15 protein-coding genes and 1 pseudogene are annotated in these 13883 nt (G+C 62.9%); 9 read left to right on the top strand and 7 right to left on the bottom strand.

The annotated features are described in order from the left end of the window. Positions 1-222: 222 nt before the first annotated feature. Positions 223-801 carry a TetR/AcrR family transcriptional regulator gene (locus tag ACG873_RS15470; RefSeq protein WP_394892841.1) on the bottom strand — a complete coding sequence of 193 codons (579 nt, stop codon included), beginning with the start codon at positions 799-801 and terminating at the stop codon, positions 223-225. A 69-nt stretch (positions 802-870) separates the two neighbouring features. Between ACG873_RS15470 and ACG873_RS15475 the strand changes: the two genes are divergently transcribed. The 5 genes from ACG873_RS15475 to ACG873_RS15495 all read left to right on the top strand — a co-directional run bounded on the left by ACG873_RS15475 (position 871) and on the right by ACG873_RS15495 (position 3749). Continuing rightward, entirely contained in the window at positions 871-1248 is a 378-nt protein-coding gene (locus tag ACG873_RS15475; RefSeq protein WP_394892843.1) for a nuclear transport factor 2 family protein, read from the top strand. 129 nt (positions 1249-1377) lie between these two features. Next, positions 1378-1743 carry a nuclear transport factor 2 family protein gene (locus ACG873_RS15480; protein WP_394892844.1) on the top strand — a complete coding sequence of 122 codons (366 nt, stop codon included), beginning with the start codon at positions 1378-1380 and terminating at the stop codon, positions 1741-1743. A 99-nt stretch (positions 1744-1842) separates the two neighbouring features. Next, the gene (locus ACG873_RS15485; RefSeq protein ID WP_394892845.1) at positions 1843-2124 is read left to right on the top strand and encodes a putative quinol monooxygenase; all 282 of its coding nucleotides are present in this window, start codon (positions 1843-1845) and stop codon (positions 2122-2124) included. 198 nt (positions 2125-2322) lie between these two features. Beyond that, positions 2323-2955, top strand: coding sequence for a DUF1326 domain-containing protein (locus tag ACG873_RS15490; RefSeq protein WP_394892847.1), 633 nt, complete (start codon positions 2323-2325; stop codon positions 2953-2955). 11 nt (positions 2956-2966) lie between these two features. Then, positions 2967-3749 carry a DUF2182 domain-containing protein gene (locus tag ACG873_RS15495; protein ID WP_394892848.1) on the top strand — a complete coding sequence of 261 codons (783 nt, stop codon included), beginning with the start codon at positions 2967-2969 and terminating at the stop codon, positions 3747-3749. Here the strand turns inward: ACG873_RS15495 and ACG873_RS15500 are convergent. Next, complete coding sequence (locus ACG873_RS15500; RefSeq protein ID WP_394892850.1) at positions 3746-4267, bottom strand: hypothetical protein; 522 nt, start codon at positions 4265-4267, stop codon at positions 3746-3748. The genes ACG873_RS15495 and ACG873_RS15500 overlap by 4 nt on opposite strands. A 72-nt stretch (positions 4268-4339) precedes the next feature. Beyond that, a pseudogene (locus tag ACG873_RS15505) lies at positions 4340-5759 on the bottom strand (FAD-binding oxidoreductase). 104 nt (positions 5760-5863) lie between these two features. On the opposite strand from ACG873_RS15505, the gene ACG873_RS15510 reads away from it, so the two are divergent. Further along, positions 5864-6349, top strand: a complete 486-nt coding sequence (locus ACG873_RS15510) for a thioesterase family protein (protein WP_394892851.1) — start codon at positions 5864-5866, stop codon at positions 6347-6349. A gap of 151 nt (positions 6350-6500) precedes the next feature. Continuing rightward, a complete protein-coding gene (locus ACG873_RS15515) occupies positions 6501-6698 on the top strand; it encodes a hypothetical protein (protein WP_394892852.1) in 198 nt (65 codons plus the stop codon). Between the two features lie 12 nt (positions 6699-6710). On the opposite strand, the gene ACG873_RS15520 is transcribed toward ACG873_RS15515, so the two are convergent. Continuing rightward, entirely contained in the window at positions 6711-7232 is a 522-nt protein-coding gene (locus tag ACG873_RS15520) for a hypothetical protein (RefSeq protein ID WP_394892854.1), read from the bottom strand. Then, complete coding sequence (locus ACG873_RS15525) at positions 7229-8110, bottom strand: dienelactone hydrolase family protein (RefSeq protein WP_394892855.1); 882 nt, start codon at positions 8108-8110, stop codon at positions 7229-7231. Before ACG873_RS15525 ends, ACG873_RS15520 begins: the two co-directional genes overlap by 4 nt. Positions 8111-8295: 185 nt before the next feature. Here ACG873_RS15525 and ACG873_RS15530 point away from each other — a divergent pair, with 185 nt between their 5' ends. Together ACG873_RS15530 and ACG873_RS15535 are read left to right on the top strand one after the other, a co-directional pair. Continuing rightward, positions 8296-8955, top strand: a complete 660-nt coding sequence (locus tag ACG873_RS15530) for a L,D-transpeptidase (protein WP_394892856.1) — start codon at positions 8296-8298, stop codon at positions 8953-8955. 10 nt (positions 8956-8965) lie between these two features. Then, positions 8966-9478, top strand: a complete 513-nt coding sequence (locus ACG873_RS15535; RefSeq protein ID WP_394892858.1) for an OmpA family protein — start codon at positions 8966-8968, stop codon at positions 9476-9478. A gap of 107 nt (positions 9479-9585) precedes the next feature. Here ACG873_RS15535 and ACG873_RS15540 read toward each other — a convergent pair whose 3' ends face one another. Then, positions 9586-9987 carry a hypothetical protein gene (locus tag ACG873_RS15540; RefSeq protein ID WP_394892859.1) on the bottom strand — a complete coding sequence of 134 codons (402 nt, stop codon included), beginning with the start codon at positions 9985-9987 and terminating at the stop codon, positions 9586-9588. Between the two features lie 111 nt (positions 9988-10098). Beyond that, positions 10099-13440, bottom strand: a complete 3342-nt coding sequence (locus ACG873_RS15545) for a M10 family metallopeptidase C-terminal domain-containing protein (protein WP_394892861.1) — start codon at positions 13438-13440, stop codon at positions 10099-10101. Between the last annotated feature and the right edge of the window lie 443 nt (positions 13441-13883).

Consider the following 13883-nt stretch of genomic DNA (forward strand, 5'->3'; position numbering starts at 1 on the left):
TCTACCGTCATCATTCCATGCATAAAGTGGCAAATTTGCCGAGGTGTTCCCGGCAATGTCTCAAGTTGGACTTCGGCTCACGGACCCGTTGCTGCCGCTCAACGATAGCTCTGGGCATGTCCTGTGCTGACCCAAAGCGAGGCGCCTTCAAGCCGCGCGGCGGGCTCGTGCGGCAGTTGTGCCATCGATATGAAGCTCTTTGGCCGTTCGTAGAACCGCGAATCAACGGCGGTCGAGCAGTCTTGCCACGGCTTCCCGAACAAGGGCGGGAACCTTTTCGGGATTATCCAGGTAGGCACTTTCCAGCAGGCCGTCTGATACGGCGACGAGGAGGGAAGCGGTGACGGAAGGAGATGGATCGCCATCCGCTGCAAGAAGGTCTCGAAGGCTGTCGTGATACCACACGCGGCGCGCATCAATGGCCCGCCGCACTAGGCTGGTCGGGTCGGGATACTCGGCCGCTGCGTTGAGGAAGGGACAGCCCCGCCAACCTCCGGCGATCACGGCCTCGCTGATACGCCCCATGATACCTGCGATCATTTTGCGAGGAGACTGTTTCGGCAGCGCTGCCACTGCCGCCCGCCCGAGTCGGTCCTGCTCTTCGATATAGGCGACGACGAGCTCATCCTTCGACGGAAAGTGATTGTAGAACGTCGCCTTAGCGACGCCGGCTTCCGCAATAATGCGGTCGATGCCGACGGCGTGGATGCCTCCGTCGTAGAAGAGCCGGGTCGCGGTATCGAGCAAACGACGACGCGCGGGACTTGCTTCGGGATGGCTATGAGAAATTTTTGCCTTCATCCCTTGACTATAACAGACAGGTCTGTATATTGCAAATGATAGACAGACCTGTCTGGATAGGAGAGCGTCATGGAAACGAGAGAAACACCTGAAGTCATCCGCCGGTTCAACCAAGCGTTCCAGGAACATGACCCCGCGATCCTCGAAGACCTGATCGCGCCGGATTGCGTCATGGAATCGATCCAGCCGGCCCCAAACGGCACGCGCTACGAAGGCTACGACGTGAATCTAGCGTTCTGGCAGGCCATGGCGGCCGACCGCGTCAATCACTTCGAGGTCGAAGACATCTTTGTGATGGGCGACCGCGCCAACATCCGCTGGCGCTTCCATTTCGGCGACGGCGGCTCGGTCCGCGGCGTCCGCCTGATCCGTGTCCGTGACGGTCGGATCGTCGAAGCCCTGGCTTATGCCAAAACACCTGGCCAGTCGGCGCCCCTTCCTGAGTAATCCGCGGCAAGGACGACAAGACAGGTGAGAATCGCAAGCATCGTCGTTTTTTGTTCAACCGGAGCCTAGTTCATCATCGGCCACGCGCTCGGGATCGACGGCGGCTCCATGGCTCAATGAGGTGAGACAATGACCACCGAAAGCAACGTTACCCGCGAAATTATGGAACGCTTCCATAACGCATTTGCGAAGCATCGCCCCGCAGACCTCGATGATCTCATCGGCGAGGGCTGTGTTCTCGAAAATACGGCGCCGGCCCCGGATGGAGCTCGCTACGAAGGGCGTGAGGCTTGCCTCACTTTCTGGAAGGGCGTCGCGTCGTCCGCCAACCTTGTCTTCAAAGCTGAGGAAATCTCGGCGATGGGCGACCGCGGGATCATCCGCTGGCAGCTTCGCTGGAGCGAGCGTGAGGCGGATCGGGTTCGAGGCGTCAACATCATGCGTGTCCGGGACGGAAAGATCGTCGAGGGCCTGGGGTACGTGAAGGGGGGCTGACGTTCCGATCGCGAACCGGCGATCCTCGCGGGTCGCTATCCCAGACCATGCACGGCGGCGTGTCGCCGGAATAGGGCACCAGCCCGAAGGAGCAGACCCATGATCATCATAGCCGGCTACACCCGCACCGACGCTGAGAAGCGGGACGGCGCCGTGGAAGCCTTCAGGGGCATGGTCGAACGCGCGAGGGCGTACGACGGCTGTCTCGACTTCTCCATAAGCGCGGATGCGGTCGATCCGGAGCGCGTCAATCTCTTTGAATGCTGGCGCGACCAGACCACGCTGGACGCCTGGCGCAGGGTCGCGAAGGGGCCGCGCGGGAAACCTCGAGAGGTCGCCGTAAGCCTCTACCGCACCGATAAGGCCGAGAAGCCATTCTGAATCGCTCGGCGCGGCGTTCCAATGTCCACAACTGGCGCACAGGCTCCGGCAGAGACGTGGTGAGTTAAGGTCTCCTTCCCGCCACCCTTCGCTGGAATTCAAACCGATACACTGTCAGAGCTCCCGGTCGATATTCATCAATGCTCTTTCGTGGTATCGTTCGCGGTCCGGCTTTCGGCCGGTTTCAGGGAGGAAATCATGGCATCCGCGGACTGGAGACTGGAAGGCGAGTGGCTCAAGAATTGCAATTGTGCGTTCGGCTGCCCCTGCGATTTCAACGCGAGGCCGACAAACGGCGAATGCGAAGGCCTCGTGGCCATGCGCATCACAAAGGGCCATTTCAACGATGTAAGCCTGGACGGGCTGCATTTCGCCGTCACCGTCCATTTTCCCGGCCCGCTTCATGAAGGCAATGGCGACGCCCAGCCGATCCTGGACGAGCGCGCCAGCCCCGAGCAGCGCGAGGCGCTTGGCGCGATCCTTTCGGGCGAGAATTCGGCCGAAGGGACGTTGTTTCATATTTTCAGCCTCATCGTGACCAGAATGCATGATCCGGTGCTCGCACCATTCGAATTCAGCTTCGACAAGGAAGGCCGAACTGCGCGCATGATCGCGCGAGGCGTTCTCGAAACCGAGGTCGAGCCGATCAAGAACCCGGTGACCGGAGAGCCGCACCGCGCCCAGATCGTCATGCCCGAGGGCTTCGAGCACCGGATGGCCGAGATCGCCTCGTCCAATATCCGCAGCATGGGCGCGATCAAGTTCGAGACCAATGGACGGCACAGTTCGCTGGCGCACGTTGTCCAGACGCCGCAAGGCGTCGCCGCCTGAAGGGGCCAAAGATGCCGTTCCTGACGGCGCTGCACCGGCACGACCGGGCGCTTGTCGTCGCCATCGTCGCTGGCGTCGTGCTCGCCTCGTGGGCCTTTCTGCTCCTGGGCGTCGATATGCCCATGCCGGAAATGACTGGCATGGATATGCCCATGGCGGAGCCGGTCTGGACCGCCGGCTACGCTGCGCTGATGCTTCTCATGTGGATGGCGATGATGACGGCGATGATGCTGCCCAGCGCCGTGCCGATGCTTCTCTTCTACGATTCCATCGCGCGCAAGCGCAGCGCCGGGGCAAGCATGATTGGCCCGACCAGCCTGTTCGGGCTCGGTTATCTCGTCATATGGGCAGGCTTCAGCATCGCCGCCGTCCTGCTTCAATACGGCTTCGACAGGATCTCCCTGCTGTCGCCGATGATGCAAACGACGAGCACGGCGCTTGCCGGGATCATCCTGATCGGCGCCGGCCTCTACCAGTGGACGCCGCTCAAGCAGGCTTGCCTGCGCCAGTGCCGCTCGCCACTCGATTTCGTAATGACCAACTGGCGGAGCGGCAAGAACGGCGCCTTCGCCATGGGGCTGCGCCACGGCCTCTACTGCCTCGGCTGCTGCTGGCTCCTGATGCTGCTGCTGTTCGTCGGCGGCGTCATGAATGTCGCCTGGATCGCCGGCATCGCGCTGTTCGTATTGGTCGAGAAACTCACCCCCGCCGGCCACTGGATCGGCAAGGCCGCAGGCGCGGCGCTGATCCTGTGGGGCGGGGTTGTGCTGGCCGGTCTCGTTCCAGTGAGCTAGCGGGCGTCGCGCTTTGCCTGCGCAACCGCTGCGGCCTTGCGCTGTCGTCCGCGTTCCATCGGCCGGACCAGGTCCTTCCGCTTCCGGCTCTCTACCGCGCGCATTCCCTGGTGCGCGTGGCGGGCATTGAAATCCGCGCCGTTGCCGGCCTTCTTTTGTTTCAGGGCCAGCGCATTGCGCGACTTTTCGACCAGTTCGAGCCTTGCGGCGAGGCGTCGCCTGCGTTCATGCTCGCCGTTCAGCCGGCGCATGCTCATCGAGAGCACTTCGAGCTTGGCTTGCGTGCCTCGGTCCTTGGCGGCCGCTTCAGCACCCTTCGGGGCCGCCTTGCCGCGCATCTCGCGACGTTTCCTGTGCGCCTCCGCCTGCGCCCGGTCGCGCCGTTCGCGCACCGACTTGATCAGGCCGAGCAGTTCGGCGTCCGGCAGGTCCTGCACCGCCGGATGGTGCGACTTCTGCACCAGCTGCCATTCGTCTTTGTTCAGCGCCCGTTCTTCCTGCTTGCGCGACACCGCCATCTGTCTGTCCTCGCCTTAAATCGCCCACCGCATCGAAAGCTTCGGCTCAAGCCGCAGTCAGGTCAAGCGTGGCTACCCCAACGACGCCGGCAAGATCTTCCCCGGGTTGAGGATGTTCTGCGGGTCGAGCGCGGCCTTGATGGTGCGCATGATATCGACGCCGTGGCCGAGTTCGTGCTCGGAGAAAGCCCATCTTGCCCTGGCCGATCCCATGCTCGCCGGTGCAGGTGCCCTCCATCGCGATCGCCCGCATGTTCAGCCGCGACACGAATTTTTCGGCGAGCGCGATCTCCTTGGGGTCGTCCACGTCCATCAGCACCAGCGTATGGAAATTGCCGTCGCCGACATGGCCGACGATCGGCGCGATCAGGCCCATCTCGGCGATGTCCGCCTCCGTCTCGGCGATGCATTCGGCCAGCCGCGAGATCGGCACGCAGACATCCGTCGACAGGCCTTTCGCCCCGGGCCGCAGCGTCAGCGACGCCCAGTAGGCATCATGCCTGGCCTTCCAAAGCTTCGTCCGCTCCTCCGCCACGCTGGTCCACAGGAACGGCCCGCCGCCATATTCCGCGGCGATCTCCCCGAAAGTCTCGGCCTGCTCCGCCACCCCCGCATCGCTGCCGTGGAATTCCACGAACAGGCACGGGCTCTCAGGATAATCGAGCTTCGAATAGTTTTTCAGCGCCCGCATCTGCAGCGCATTGACCAGTTCTATCCGCGCCACTGGAATGCCCATCTGGATCGTAGCGATGACCGCCTGGCAGGCCGTCTCCACGCTCGGAAACGGGCAGACGCCGCCCGAAATCGCCTGCGGAATGCCGTAGAGCTTCAGCGTCAGCGACGTGATGATGCCGAGCGTGCCTTCCGAGCCGACCAGAAGCCGCGTCAGGTCGTAGCCGGCCGAACTCTTCTTCGCCCGCCTCGCCGTGGTCACCATGCTCCCGTCGGCCATCACCGCCTGCAGCGCCAGCACGTTTTCGCGCATCGTGCCGTAGCGCACCGCGTTGGTGCCAGATGCGCGCGTCGCCGCCATGCCGCCCAGGCTGGCGTTTGCACCCGGATCGATCGGGAAGAACAATCCGGTCTCGCGCAGATATGTGTTGAGATCCTCGCGCGTCACGCCGGGTTCCACCGTGCAGTCTAGATCCTCGGCGTTGACGGCAAGCACCCGGTTCATCCGTGACGTATCGAGCGAGATGCCGCCGCCCGGCGCATTGACTTGGCCCTCCAGCGAAGAACCCACCCCGAACGCGATCACCGGCACGCGGTGCTCGGCGCACACCTTTACGATCTCCTGCACCTCCTCGGCCGATTCGGGAAACGCCACGCCGTCCGGCGCCTGCGTCGGGATGTAGGTCGTGGTATGCGCGTGCTGCCCGCGGATCGCAGCGCCGGTCTGGAACCGCTCGCCGAAGCGCTGCTTCAAAATGCCAAGCGCGGCTTCAATGCCGGCTTCGTTGCGTTCAACACTCCGCAGGTCGCTCAGCGCCATCAATTCCTCCGCGAATGGACCAGTCCGGGTCCTTGTCTCATGTCTATGGTCCCGTAATCTGCCGGCCAGCTTCACTTGTCCAGTGCGCCAACGAGGAATGTCACATGACCCTGCCCGCCCCCTTCGTCTCCCGCATCATGGAGTTGGAAAAGGACTGGATCGACTATAACGGCCATCTCAACATGGCCTATTACAACGTACTCTTCGACCGCTGTTCCGACGATGCCTTCGAACTGATGGGCCTCGGGCCCAACTACGCCAAGGAGCGCCGGCTGACCATCTACACGGCCGAGGTCCACATCTGCTACGTCCAGGAACTGCATCTCGGCCACAATGTGACGGTCAGCTTCCAGCTGCTCGACCATGACGAGAAGCGGCTGCGCGCCTATCAGGAGATCCGCCACGTCGACGGCTGGCTGGCCGCCACCTCGGAGCAGCTCTCGCTGCATGTCGACATGGCCGGGCCGAAGGTCGCCGCCTTCCCGGCCGACATCATGGCGAAGGTCGAGGAAATGCGCGCCACGCACGCCTCCCTGCCCATGCCCGAGCGCGCCGGCCGCTCGATCGGCATCCGGCGCAAGACCGCCTGAGCCGACCCGCGCCCGTCGCCGTTAACCCTAACCGATTTTCACTGTGAACAATAAACCTGTTCGATTGTTTGGTAGTCGCGACTCATGAACAAAGGAGCCGAAGCGGAATGCAAGCGGGCGGCTGGGGCAAGAGTCGGCTTGAGGACGGACTATGAGAATCGATATCGAAAAGGCATCGGACAAGCTCGCCGACGATCCCCGCCTGACCGACTACGATTTCTGGCGGACGTTGAAGAACCTGAACAACGAGATCTTCCACATCGCCAACAACAACGACCCGATCCCGCTCGATATGATCCGCTGGCGCGTCATCATCAAGCAGGCGCGTATGAAGCGGGGCTACGGGTGAAGCCGCTACCGGTCAATCTGTTGGCTGCCGCCAGATCTCGACCACCCCGTCGGCGCGGCCGGTGATCGGGTCGGCTCCCGGCAAAGCAAGACCCGCGACCGCCAGCGCCGCAGGCTCTATCTCGATGTCGCCCGGTTTAACGATCTTCCCCTGCTGGCCCGGCGGATAGCCGCCAGCCATCTGGAAATCGGCGGAACTGTCGAGCCGCTTGTGGCCCACGCCGGCGGGCACGATGCAGACATCGCCGACGGAAACGTCCGCCGCGATGCCGGCATCTCCGCCGAAGCCGATGCGTGCGTTTCCCGATACGCAGGCAAGCACTTCGTGGCCGAGCGTGTGGAAGTGCCAGAACGGGTACACCGTATAGACCCAAGTGCCGCTCCAGCCGTTCTTCTCGTAAAGCGCGCAGACACTCCGGCCGTCACGCGCTTCACGAGGGGTGCGGTCCCGCCAGATCAGCAGCGGCAGCGGATTGTTGGGAATGCCGTCCGCCGGCTCGAAAACATGCCTTACTGGAGCATCGGTATTGATCATTGCGTAGCGAGCTTCTCCTTGAAGAACGCCACCGTCCGCCCCCAGGCGAGATCGGCCGCCTCCTTGTTGTAGCGCGCCTCCGACGTGTCGTTGTTGAAGGCGTGCTGCGCGCCTTCGTACATATGGATCGTGTATTCCTTGCCGGCCGCGTCCAGCGCGGCCTTGTAGGCCTCTATTCCGGCATTGATGCGCGCGTCCTCGCCGGCATAGTGCAGGAGCAGTGGCCCCTGGATCTGGGGCACGACGTCCGGGTTGGGCTGCGCTCCATAATAGGCGACGCCGGCAGCAAGGTCAGGCGCGTTGACGGCGAGCGTGTTCACCGTTCCGCCGCCCCAGCAGAAGCCGACCGCGCCGACCTTGCCGTTGCCGGATTCATGCCCTTTCAGGAACGCGACGGTGGCGACGCCGTTGGCGACCGTTTTGGCCGGGTCGAGTTGCGAGAACATTCCGCGCGCCTGTTCCTCGTCGGCGGGCGTCCCGCCGAGCGGCGAAAGAAAATCCGGCGCCAGCGCGACAAAACCTTCCAGCGCCATGCGCCGCGCCACATCGCGAATGTGGGGGTTGAGGCCGCGGTTCTCGTGGATGACGATCACGGTGCCGAGCTTCCCGCCCGCATCCGCCGGCTGGACAAGATATCCTTTCATGTCGCCGCCGTCGCCCGGCCAGGTGATGTCCTCGGCCTTGAGCCGCGCATCGTCTTCGGCCACCATCGCCGCGTGGGCCGAATTCGCGGCCAGCATCGGCGCGATCACGGCTGCCGCCGCGCCCGAACCGGCGAGTTTCGTCAGCTTCTCCATGAAGCCGCGGCGGTCCAGCGTCAGATGGGTGTATTCGTCATAGGCGTCGATCATCGCCTGCGTAATGGCCGGTGTGGTCATGGTCTTCTCCAGGTGCTGGCAACCCGCCTGGCGGAAACATAGCTTCCGCCCGGTTCCGGTCCAGTAACGCATCGGTGAGATCGGCCGGAACCGGCAGATTGAAGCAACGCAGCATTTTCCACTTTGAGGCGAAGTAATTCTCAACTATGGTCCGCGAGGCTTTTGGCATGGGGGGAATATTGCCGATGGTTTTGTCACGCAGGGATGTCGTGCTCGGCGGCCTGGCGCTGGTCGCCGCGAGTGCGACGAGCAATATTGCGCAAGCCGCAGCTGCAAAATCCTTTTTCGCCGGCACCGCCAGCGACAACAATTTTGTCTATCGCAAGACCAACTTCGCCAAGATCGACAAGCGTTGGCATCGCCAGATCGTCAAATATTTCAGCAGCGAGCCGGTCGGCACGGTCGTGGTCGATACCCGCCACCACTTCCTCTACGTCATCATGGAAAACAAGACCGCCATCCGCTACGGCGTCGGCGTCGGCAAGGAAGGCTTCAAATGGTACGGCCGCGCGACGATCGACCGCCGCGCCCTGTGGCCGCAATGGGTTCCGCCTCCCGAAATGCTGAAGCGCAGGCCGGAGCTGCCGCGCCTCGTCGCCGGCGGCGCGCCCAACAATCCACTTGGGCCGCGCGCGCTCTATCTGCACCGCAACGGCGCCGACACCGGCTACCGCCTGCATGGCACGCTGGAGCCGTGGAGCATCGGCACGGACGCCTCCAGCGGCTGCATCCGCATGTTCCCGGAAGACATCATCGACCTCTACCAGCGCTGCCCGATCGGCACCGCGGTGCAGGTCCTGCCGCACATCGCCGACCAGGCGCCCGCTTCCACCACCGTCGAATGATTGGCGCCTCATGAACCGCATGATTGAAAACACGCGCCGGCTGCTCGCCGCCGGCATGCTGGTGCTGGCCGCATCCTGCTCGACCAGCAACACGCTGGCGCCTTCCACGCCGGACGTCACAAACACCGAGGTCGCCGGCTTCCAGAATGTGCAGCCGGGCAGCGAGGAGGATTTTATCCTCAATGTCGGCCGCCGCACCTATTTCACGCAAGGCTCCGCGGCCTTGGATTCCGTCGCCAGGGCCACCCTCGACACCCAGATCGCCTGGCTGACAAAGCATCCGCGCTGGCTGCTCAAGCTGCAGGGTTTCGCCGACGATCCGGGCGCGAGCGAAACGGCGCTGTCGCAGCAACGCGCCGAAGCAGTTATGGCCTACCTCGCCGCCGGCGGCATCGACCGCAACCGCATGTGGGCCAAGGGCTACGGCAAGGACCGCCTCGTCCGCGACTGCCCCGACACCGCCTGCCGCTCGCAGAACCGCCGCGTGGTGTCGAATTTGCGGGATGAGAGGGACGAGCCGTAGGGGGATTTGCAGTTCTGCTTGCAACCCAGAAGCAGAGTCTCGCACGCGACGGCGAAAGTTGCTATTATTGGGTCCGAATGGATCGCTCCAGGACGGCCGCTGGCTCTTCAATACATAACTGTGTTGAGTGTGACATGGATGGGCGAGCCCGCCTCGAACTGTGCGCTGCCGCGCGCGACCAGCCAGCCATCCGCACGCTCCAGGCGCGCAACGATCCGCAGCGTCGGCGAAGCAGTCGCACTTGCGGGCGGTGACAAGGAAAAGGCTATCGCCTTTGACTTGCCGTCGCTTTCGATGCTCGTTTTCGCGGCGCGACGTCGCGTATTATCCTGAATCGCAGGGTCCTCGAGATAAATCTCGAGATGACCTTCCGGGATAACCGCGCCGCCCTCGAACGTGACTTCGCCGCGAATATCCGTCGATTGCGCGGCGACTGTCCCGGCGGCCGCGGCGACAGCCGCAGCCCCGGCGGCCATTAATACTGTGCGGCGGTCGGTCGGGCGCTTCATCACACTCTCCATGATCGGCCTCAGGACCCGTGCGGTGACGGCATTGCCGCTCAGCTTGTGGTTCGAAAAGAGAGGTGGGGCGCCTGAGGGCGCCCCACCTGCGGTCCATTTTTAGATGATAATGAAGTCGGACGCCGAAAGATTCAGATTTGTGCTCAGCCGCGCAAACTGAATGGCTGCGTCTTCTCCGGCGCCATCGGCGTCATAGGACAAGGCCCCGCTATCAGTATCATAGACTATGCGGTCGTCGGAATCATGAGCGACGCCCGACGCACTCCCGTAAAACGCGCCCAACGCGAGAGCGCCGTCGTTGCCCACGCTCTCAAAGATGAGGTTGTCCAGCAGGATCGTGTCGTTCGCGACGTTGAAGTCGGTGATCCGGTCGATATTGCCGGCCCCAAGCTCGGTCGAGAAGCGGAAAGAATCCTCGCCCGCGCCGCCGGTCAGTGTGTCGGTCGCCAGCCCGCCATCCAGCAGATCGCTGCCGCCGCCGCCGTTTAAAGTATCTGCGCCGGCGACGCCCGGCTGAGCCGGCGCGGGCGGGAACTCGACCGACACGTTCAACTCATATGTCGAGCCCGCCGGCACGGCTTCCTCCCAGCCATCGCCCGGCACCGTCGGAGACCATCTGCCTTCCAGAATATGGTAGGTTCCGGTTTCCTGGACGACGAAGACCGTGCTCGAATCCCGGGTGCTGTTGGAGCCGGGGTCGCCGCCGCCATCGTCGTTCTCAGCGAGGATATTGCCATCGCCGTCCAGCAGCCTGACCCAGCTGTCATGGATGTTCGGATCGGCAATGTGATCGATGTCGATGGTGATGATCGTGCCGGCCGCCAGGTTGATGCTGTAATATCCGCCCTTGCCGTTTCCGGTGGCGTTGACGGTCGTGTGAAGGACGGTCGTAGAATCGAAGATGTCCGGGTCGGCGGCCAGCGAGAAGTTGTTCGAGATGTCGAAGGCGGTTGCAATCGAATTGTTCGTCGCATCCGACCCGAGCGTGGCGTAGCCGGTGCCCATACCCGGGCGTGGCGGAGCATCGCCCTGATAGGCGAAATCGCCGAGCAGGGTGTCGTCGCCGCGGCCACCGTCGATCGTGTCGTTCCCGCCCTGGCCGGTCAGCACATTGGCCGCTGCGTTGCCGGTCAGTCGGTCGTTGAGCCCAGAACCGGCGAGATTTTCGATCGAGACATATCGATCTCCGCCGGATCCGAGTCCGGCGAGGCTGAGCCTGACGCCGCTCGTTGAGTCGGCGTAATCCGCCGTGTCGCTGCCGGCGCCGCCGTTCAATCTGTCGGCGCCGCCGCCGCCCGTCAGCGTGTCGTCGCCCGAGCCGCCGGAGAGTTCGTTGGCCTGGGCATCGCCGATGAGATGGTCATCAAATGATGAACCGACGGCGTTTTCGAAGCCTGCGAGGATGTCGTGCCGGATAATGGTGCCGCGCCCGACAATCTGCACCGGGCCATCGGCGTCGCCGCCGCTGGCCGTGCCGTTGGCGAGATCGATCGTTACGCCGACCGGGCTGTCTTGGTAGACGACCGTGTCGATGCCGGTGCCGCCATCCAGATAGTCCTGCTCGCTGCCTCCGATGATCGTGTCATTGCCGCCTTCGCCGTAAATGATGTCGCCGTCGCGGCCGCCATCGAGGATGTCATTGCCATCGCCGCCATTGAAGTAGTCGCCGCCGCCCTGGCCCCAGAAATGGTTGGCGGCGGCCGTGCCGATGAAGCGGTCGATGCGGTCATCGGAGCCGATGAGATTCTCGATGCTGTAGAACGTATCGCCCGACGCCGTGCCGCCGCTCGCGACATTCGTGGCGAGGTTGACGAGCAATTGGAAGGGGCTCTCCCTGCTAAAGTCGACCGTATCGACGCCGGCGCCACCTCTGAAGATGTCGATGCCGTCCTGGCCGCTCAGCGTATCGTCGCCGTCCCCGCCGTCGAGGATATCGTTTCCCTGGCCGCCGAGAATGGTGTCGTTGCCGCGGCCGCCATAGAGCGTGTCGTTGCCGTCATCGCTCTCGGTCTGGTCTTCGAGATCCGCGACATCGATCGTGTTGTTGATGTCGCGGCTGGCGAGCGAGTCGCGGCCGCCGATGATGAGGTCGTCGCCGCCCTGACCGAAGATGGTGTCGTCACCGGCGCCGCCATCGAGCGTGTCGTGTCCACTGGTGCCGAAGATGATGCTGGTCAATGTGTTGTCGCCGACGATCGGCGGGGTGCCGGTGTCGCCGCCTCCAGGCTGAAGCGTCGATTCATCGGCATAGATAATCTGCTCGACATTCGCGATCCGCCGGATTCTTAGGTCCCTGGAAAGCAGAATGACGGTGTCATTGCCGCCATTCGCTTCCTCGCGAACGATGTCGTCCAACGAATCGACGAAGTACGTATCGTCGCCGCCATTGCCGGCCATGCGGTCGCCGCCGCCGCGTCCATCCAGCGTGTTGGCGCCGTCATTGCCGATCAGGATGTCGTCATACCAGCTGCCGATGCCGTTCTCGATGTAATAGTCGGTCCCATCCGCGTTGTGTCCGGCAAAGATCGACACATTGTTGGTATGTCCGTTGACGCTGGAGAACTGTCCGGCGCGCAAGTCGAGGATCGTACCCGCCGTCGAGCCGGAGAAGTCGACCGTGTCGGTCCCGCCGGTGTCATGGATCACAAAGCCGATATCGTGCTGCATGCCCGAGGAGGTCAGCTGGTAGCCATACTGCGTGCTGCCGAAGCCGTAGACATTGTCGCCCGTGTTCAGGTCGATGTGCTGATAGGTGCGCACCCCGTCCTCGTCGACGGTCGAAAAAAAGCGGCGGATGACGGCTTCAATGTCGGCCATAAGCGGCGTCGACGCCGACCAGCGCGTGGTTTCGCCGACATCGATCCCATCGAAATAGGACATGACGCTGTATTGCTGGCGATCAAACGTCCAGGTCGCATTGTTCAGATAGTTGATCTGCACGCCGCCGGGGCCGCTGTAATTGTAGAGGCCGGGATGGTTCAGGCCGAATTCATGGCCGAATTCATGGATGAAGGAATCGAACACATAACCGCCGATATCCGTCTTGTTGGGTTCCGTGTCGTGGAAACGCTGACCGATGCTGACATAACGATTGGCTGAATAGGCGCTGCCATCGTCCTCCTCGCCCAGCTCGGGGCTGACGACCTCCATCCAGTCCGTTGCGGGATTGTATGCGGCGTCGTCGACGATTTCGAACTCCAGAGGCGTGACAGACGCCCACATCTGTAGCGCGCCGATCGCGGCAGCCTTGTACTCGGGGTGGTTGTTGAGCTCGGAAACGTTGATCCTCAGCGTTCCCTGAGCTCTCTCCGGCGTCAGGCTGCGGGGCAATGCCCCGAGATAATCGAGAAAGGATTCATAATCCTCGCTTTTGCCGTAAGGGTTGTCCGGCGTCTGGTCGTTGACCCACCATTGGTCGCTCGTCTGGCTTGGATTCGGCATCGCAGGGTTCCTCCTCGAACACTGTGCGCAACTCACGCCTTATGCCGTAGTGCAGCTGCCGCATTGCACAGTGTGTGGCTCTATCAGCCCCGTCACCCTGCCCGAATAATGTTCTTGGAATCTTCGGCTTGTCCACCCCATACAGACGTGGGGTTGTGTTACGTAAGGTCAACAATGGACGCCCGGCGACCGTCCTGGAGCAGGCAACGCGCTGCGAACCGTAGCTGTGCCAAGAAGTAGTGACCAGTCAGCACGTCAACGCAGCTCGTTTGGCCCAGCGTGTGCTGGTGGCCGATAAAGGCACGAAAAATCAAGGGGTTAGTCAGATCGGGACAAAGCCTGGGCCAGGTTGAATGTCCGCTATAACTTTTCGTGCGCCAAGAAGCCGTCAGTCTGCAAACGACCCCAATCGAGACGTGCTAAGCGTCGCCCCCTAGCGCATG

This window comes from Allomesorhizobium aridi, assembly GCF_043769475.1.
Lineage (GTDB): Bacteria > Pseudomonadota > Alphaproteobacteria > Rhizobiales > Rhizobiaceae > Allomesorhizobium.

What these genes read in the sequence shown, in the direction of transcription:
- ACG873_RS15470 (WP_394892841.1), bottom strand. Translation starts at nt 801, where the DNA reads ATGAAGGCAAAAATTTCTCATAGCCATCCCGAAGCAAGTCCCGCGCGT.
- ACG873_RS15475 (WP_394892843.1), top strand. Translation starts at nt 871, where the DNA reads ATGGAAACGAGAGAAACACCTGAAGTCATCCGCCGGTTCAACCAAGCG.
- ACG873_RS15480 (WP_394892844.1), top strand. Translation starts at nt 1,378, where the DNA reads ATGACCACCGAAAGCAACGTTACCCGCGAAATTATGGAACGCTTCCAT.
- ACG873_RS15485 (WP_394892845.1), top strand. Translation starts at nt 1,843, where the DNA reads ATGATCATCATAGCCGGCTACACCCGCACCGACGCTGAGAAGCGGGAC.
- ACG873_RS15490 (WP_394892847.1), top strand. Translation starts at nt 2,323, where the DNA reads ATGGCATCCGCGGACTGGAGACTGGAAGGCGAGTGGCTCAAGAATTGC.
- ACG873_RS15495 (WP_394892848.1), top strand. Translation starts at nt 2,967, where the DNA reads ATGCCGTTCCTGACGGCGCTGCACCGGCACGACCGGGCGCTTGTCGTC.
- ACG873_RS15500 (WP_394892850.1), bottom strand. Translation starts at nt 4,267, where the DNA reads ATGGCGGTGTCGCGCAAGCAGGAAGAACGGGCGCTGAACAAAGACGAA.
- ACG873_RS15510 (WP_394892851.1), top strand. Translation starts at nt 5,864, where the DNA reads ATGACCCTGCCCGCCCCCTTCGTCTCCCGCATCATGGAGTTGGAAAAG.
- ACG873_RS15515 (WP_394892852.1), top strand. Translation starts at nt 6,501, where the DNA reads ATGAGAATCGATATCGAAAAGGCATCGGACAAGCTCGCCGACGATCCC.
- ACG873_RS15520 (WP_394892854.1), bottom strand. Translation starts at nt 7,232, where the DNA reads ATGATCAATACCGATGCTCCAGTAAGGCATGTTTTCGAGCCGGCGGAC.
- ACG873_RS15525 (WP_394892855.1), bottom strand. Translation starts at nt 8,110, where the DNA reads ATGACCACACCGGCCATTACGCAGGCGATGATCGACGCCTATGACGAA.
- ACG873_RS15530 (WP_394892856.1), top strand. Translation starts at nt 8,296, where the DNA reads ATGGTTTTGTCACGCAGGGATGTCGTGCTCGGCGGCCTGGCGCTGGTC.
- ACG873_RS15535 (WP_394892858.1), top strand. Translation starts at nt 8,966, where the DNA reads ATGAACCGCATGATTGAAAACACGCGCCGGCTGCTCGCCGCCGGCATG.
- ACG873_RS15540 (WP_394892859.1), bottom strand. Translation starts at nt 9,987, where the DNA reads ATGAAGCGCCCGACCGACCGCCGCACAGTATTAATGGCCGCCGGGGCT.
- ACG873_RS15545 (WP_394892861.1), bottom strand. Translation starts at nt 13,440, where the DNA reads ATGCCGAATCCAAGCCAGACGAGCGACCAATGGTGGGTCAACGACCAG.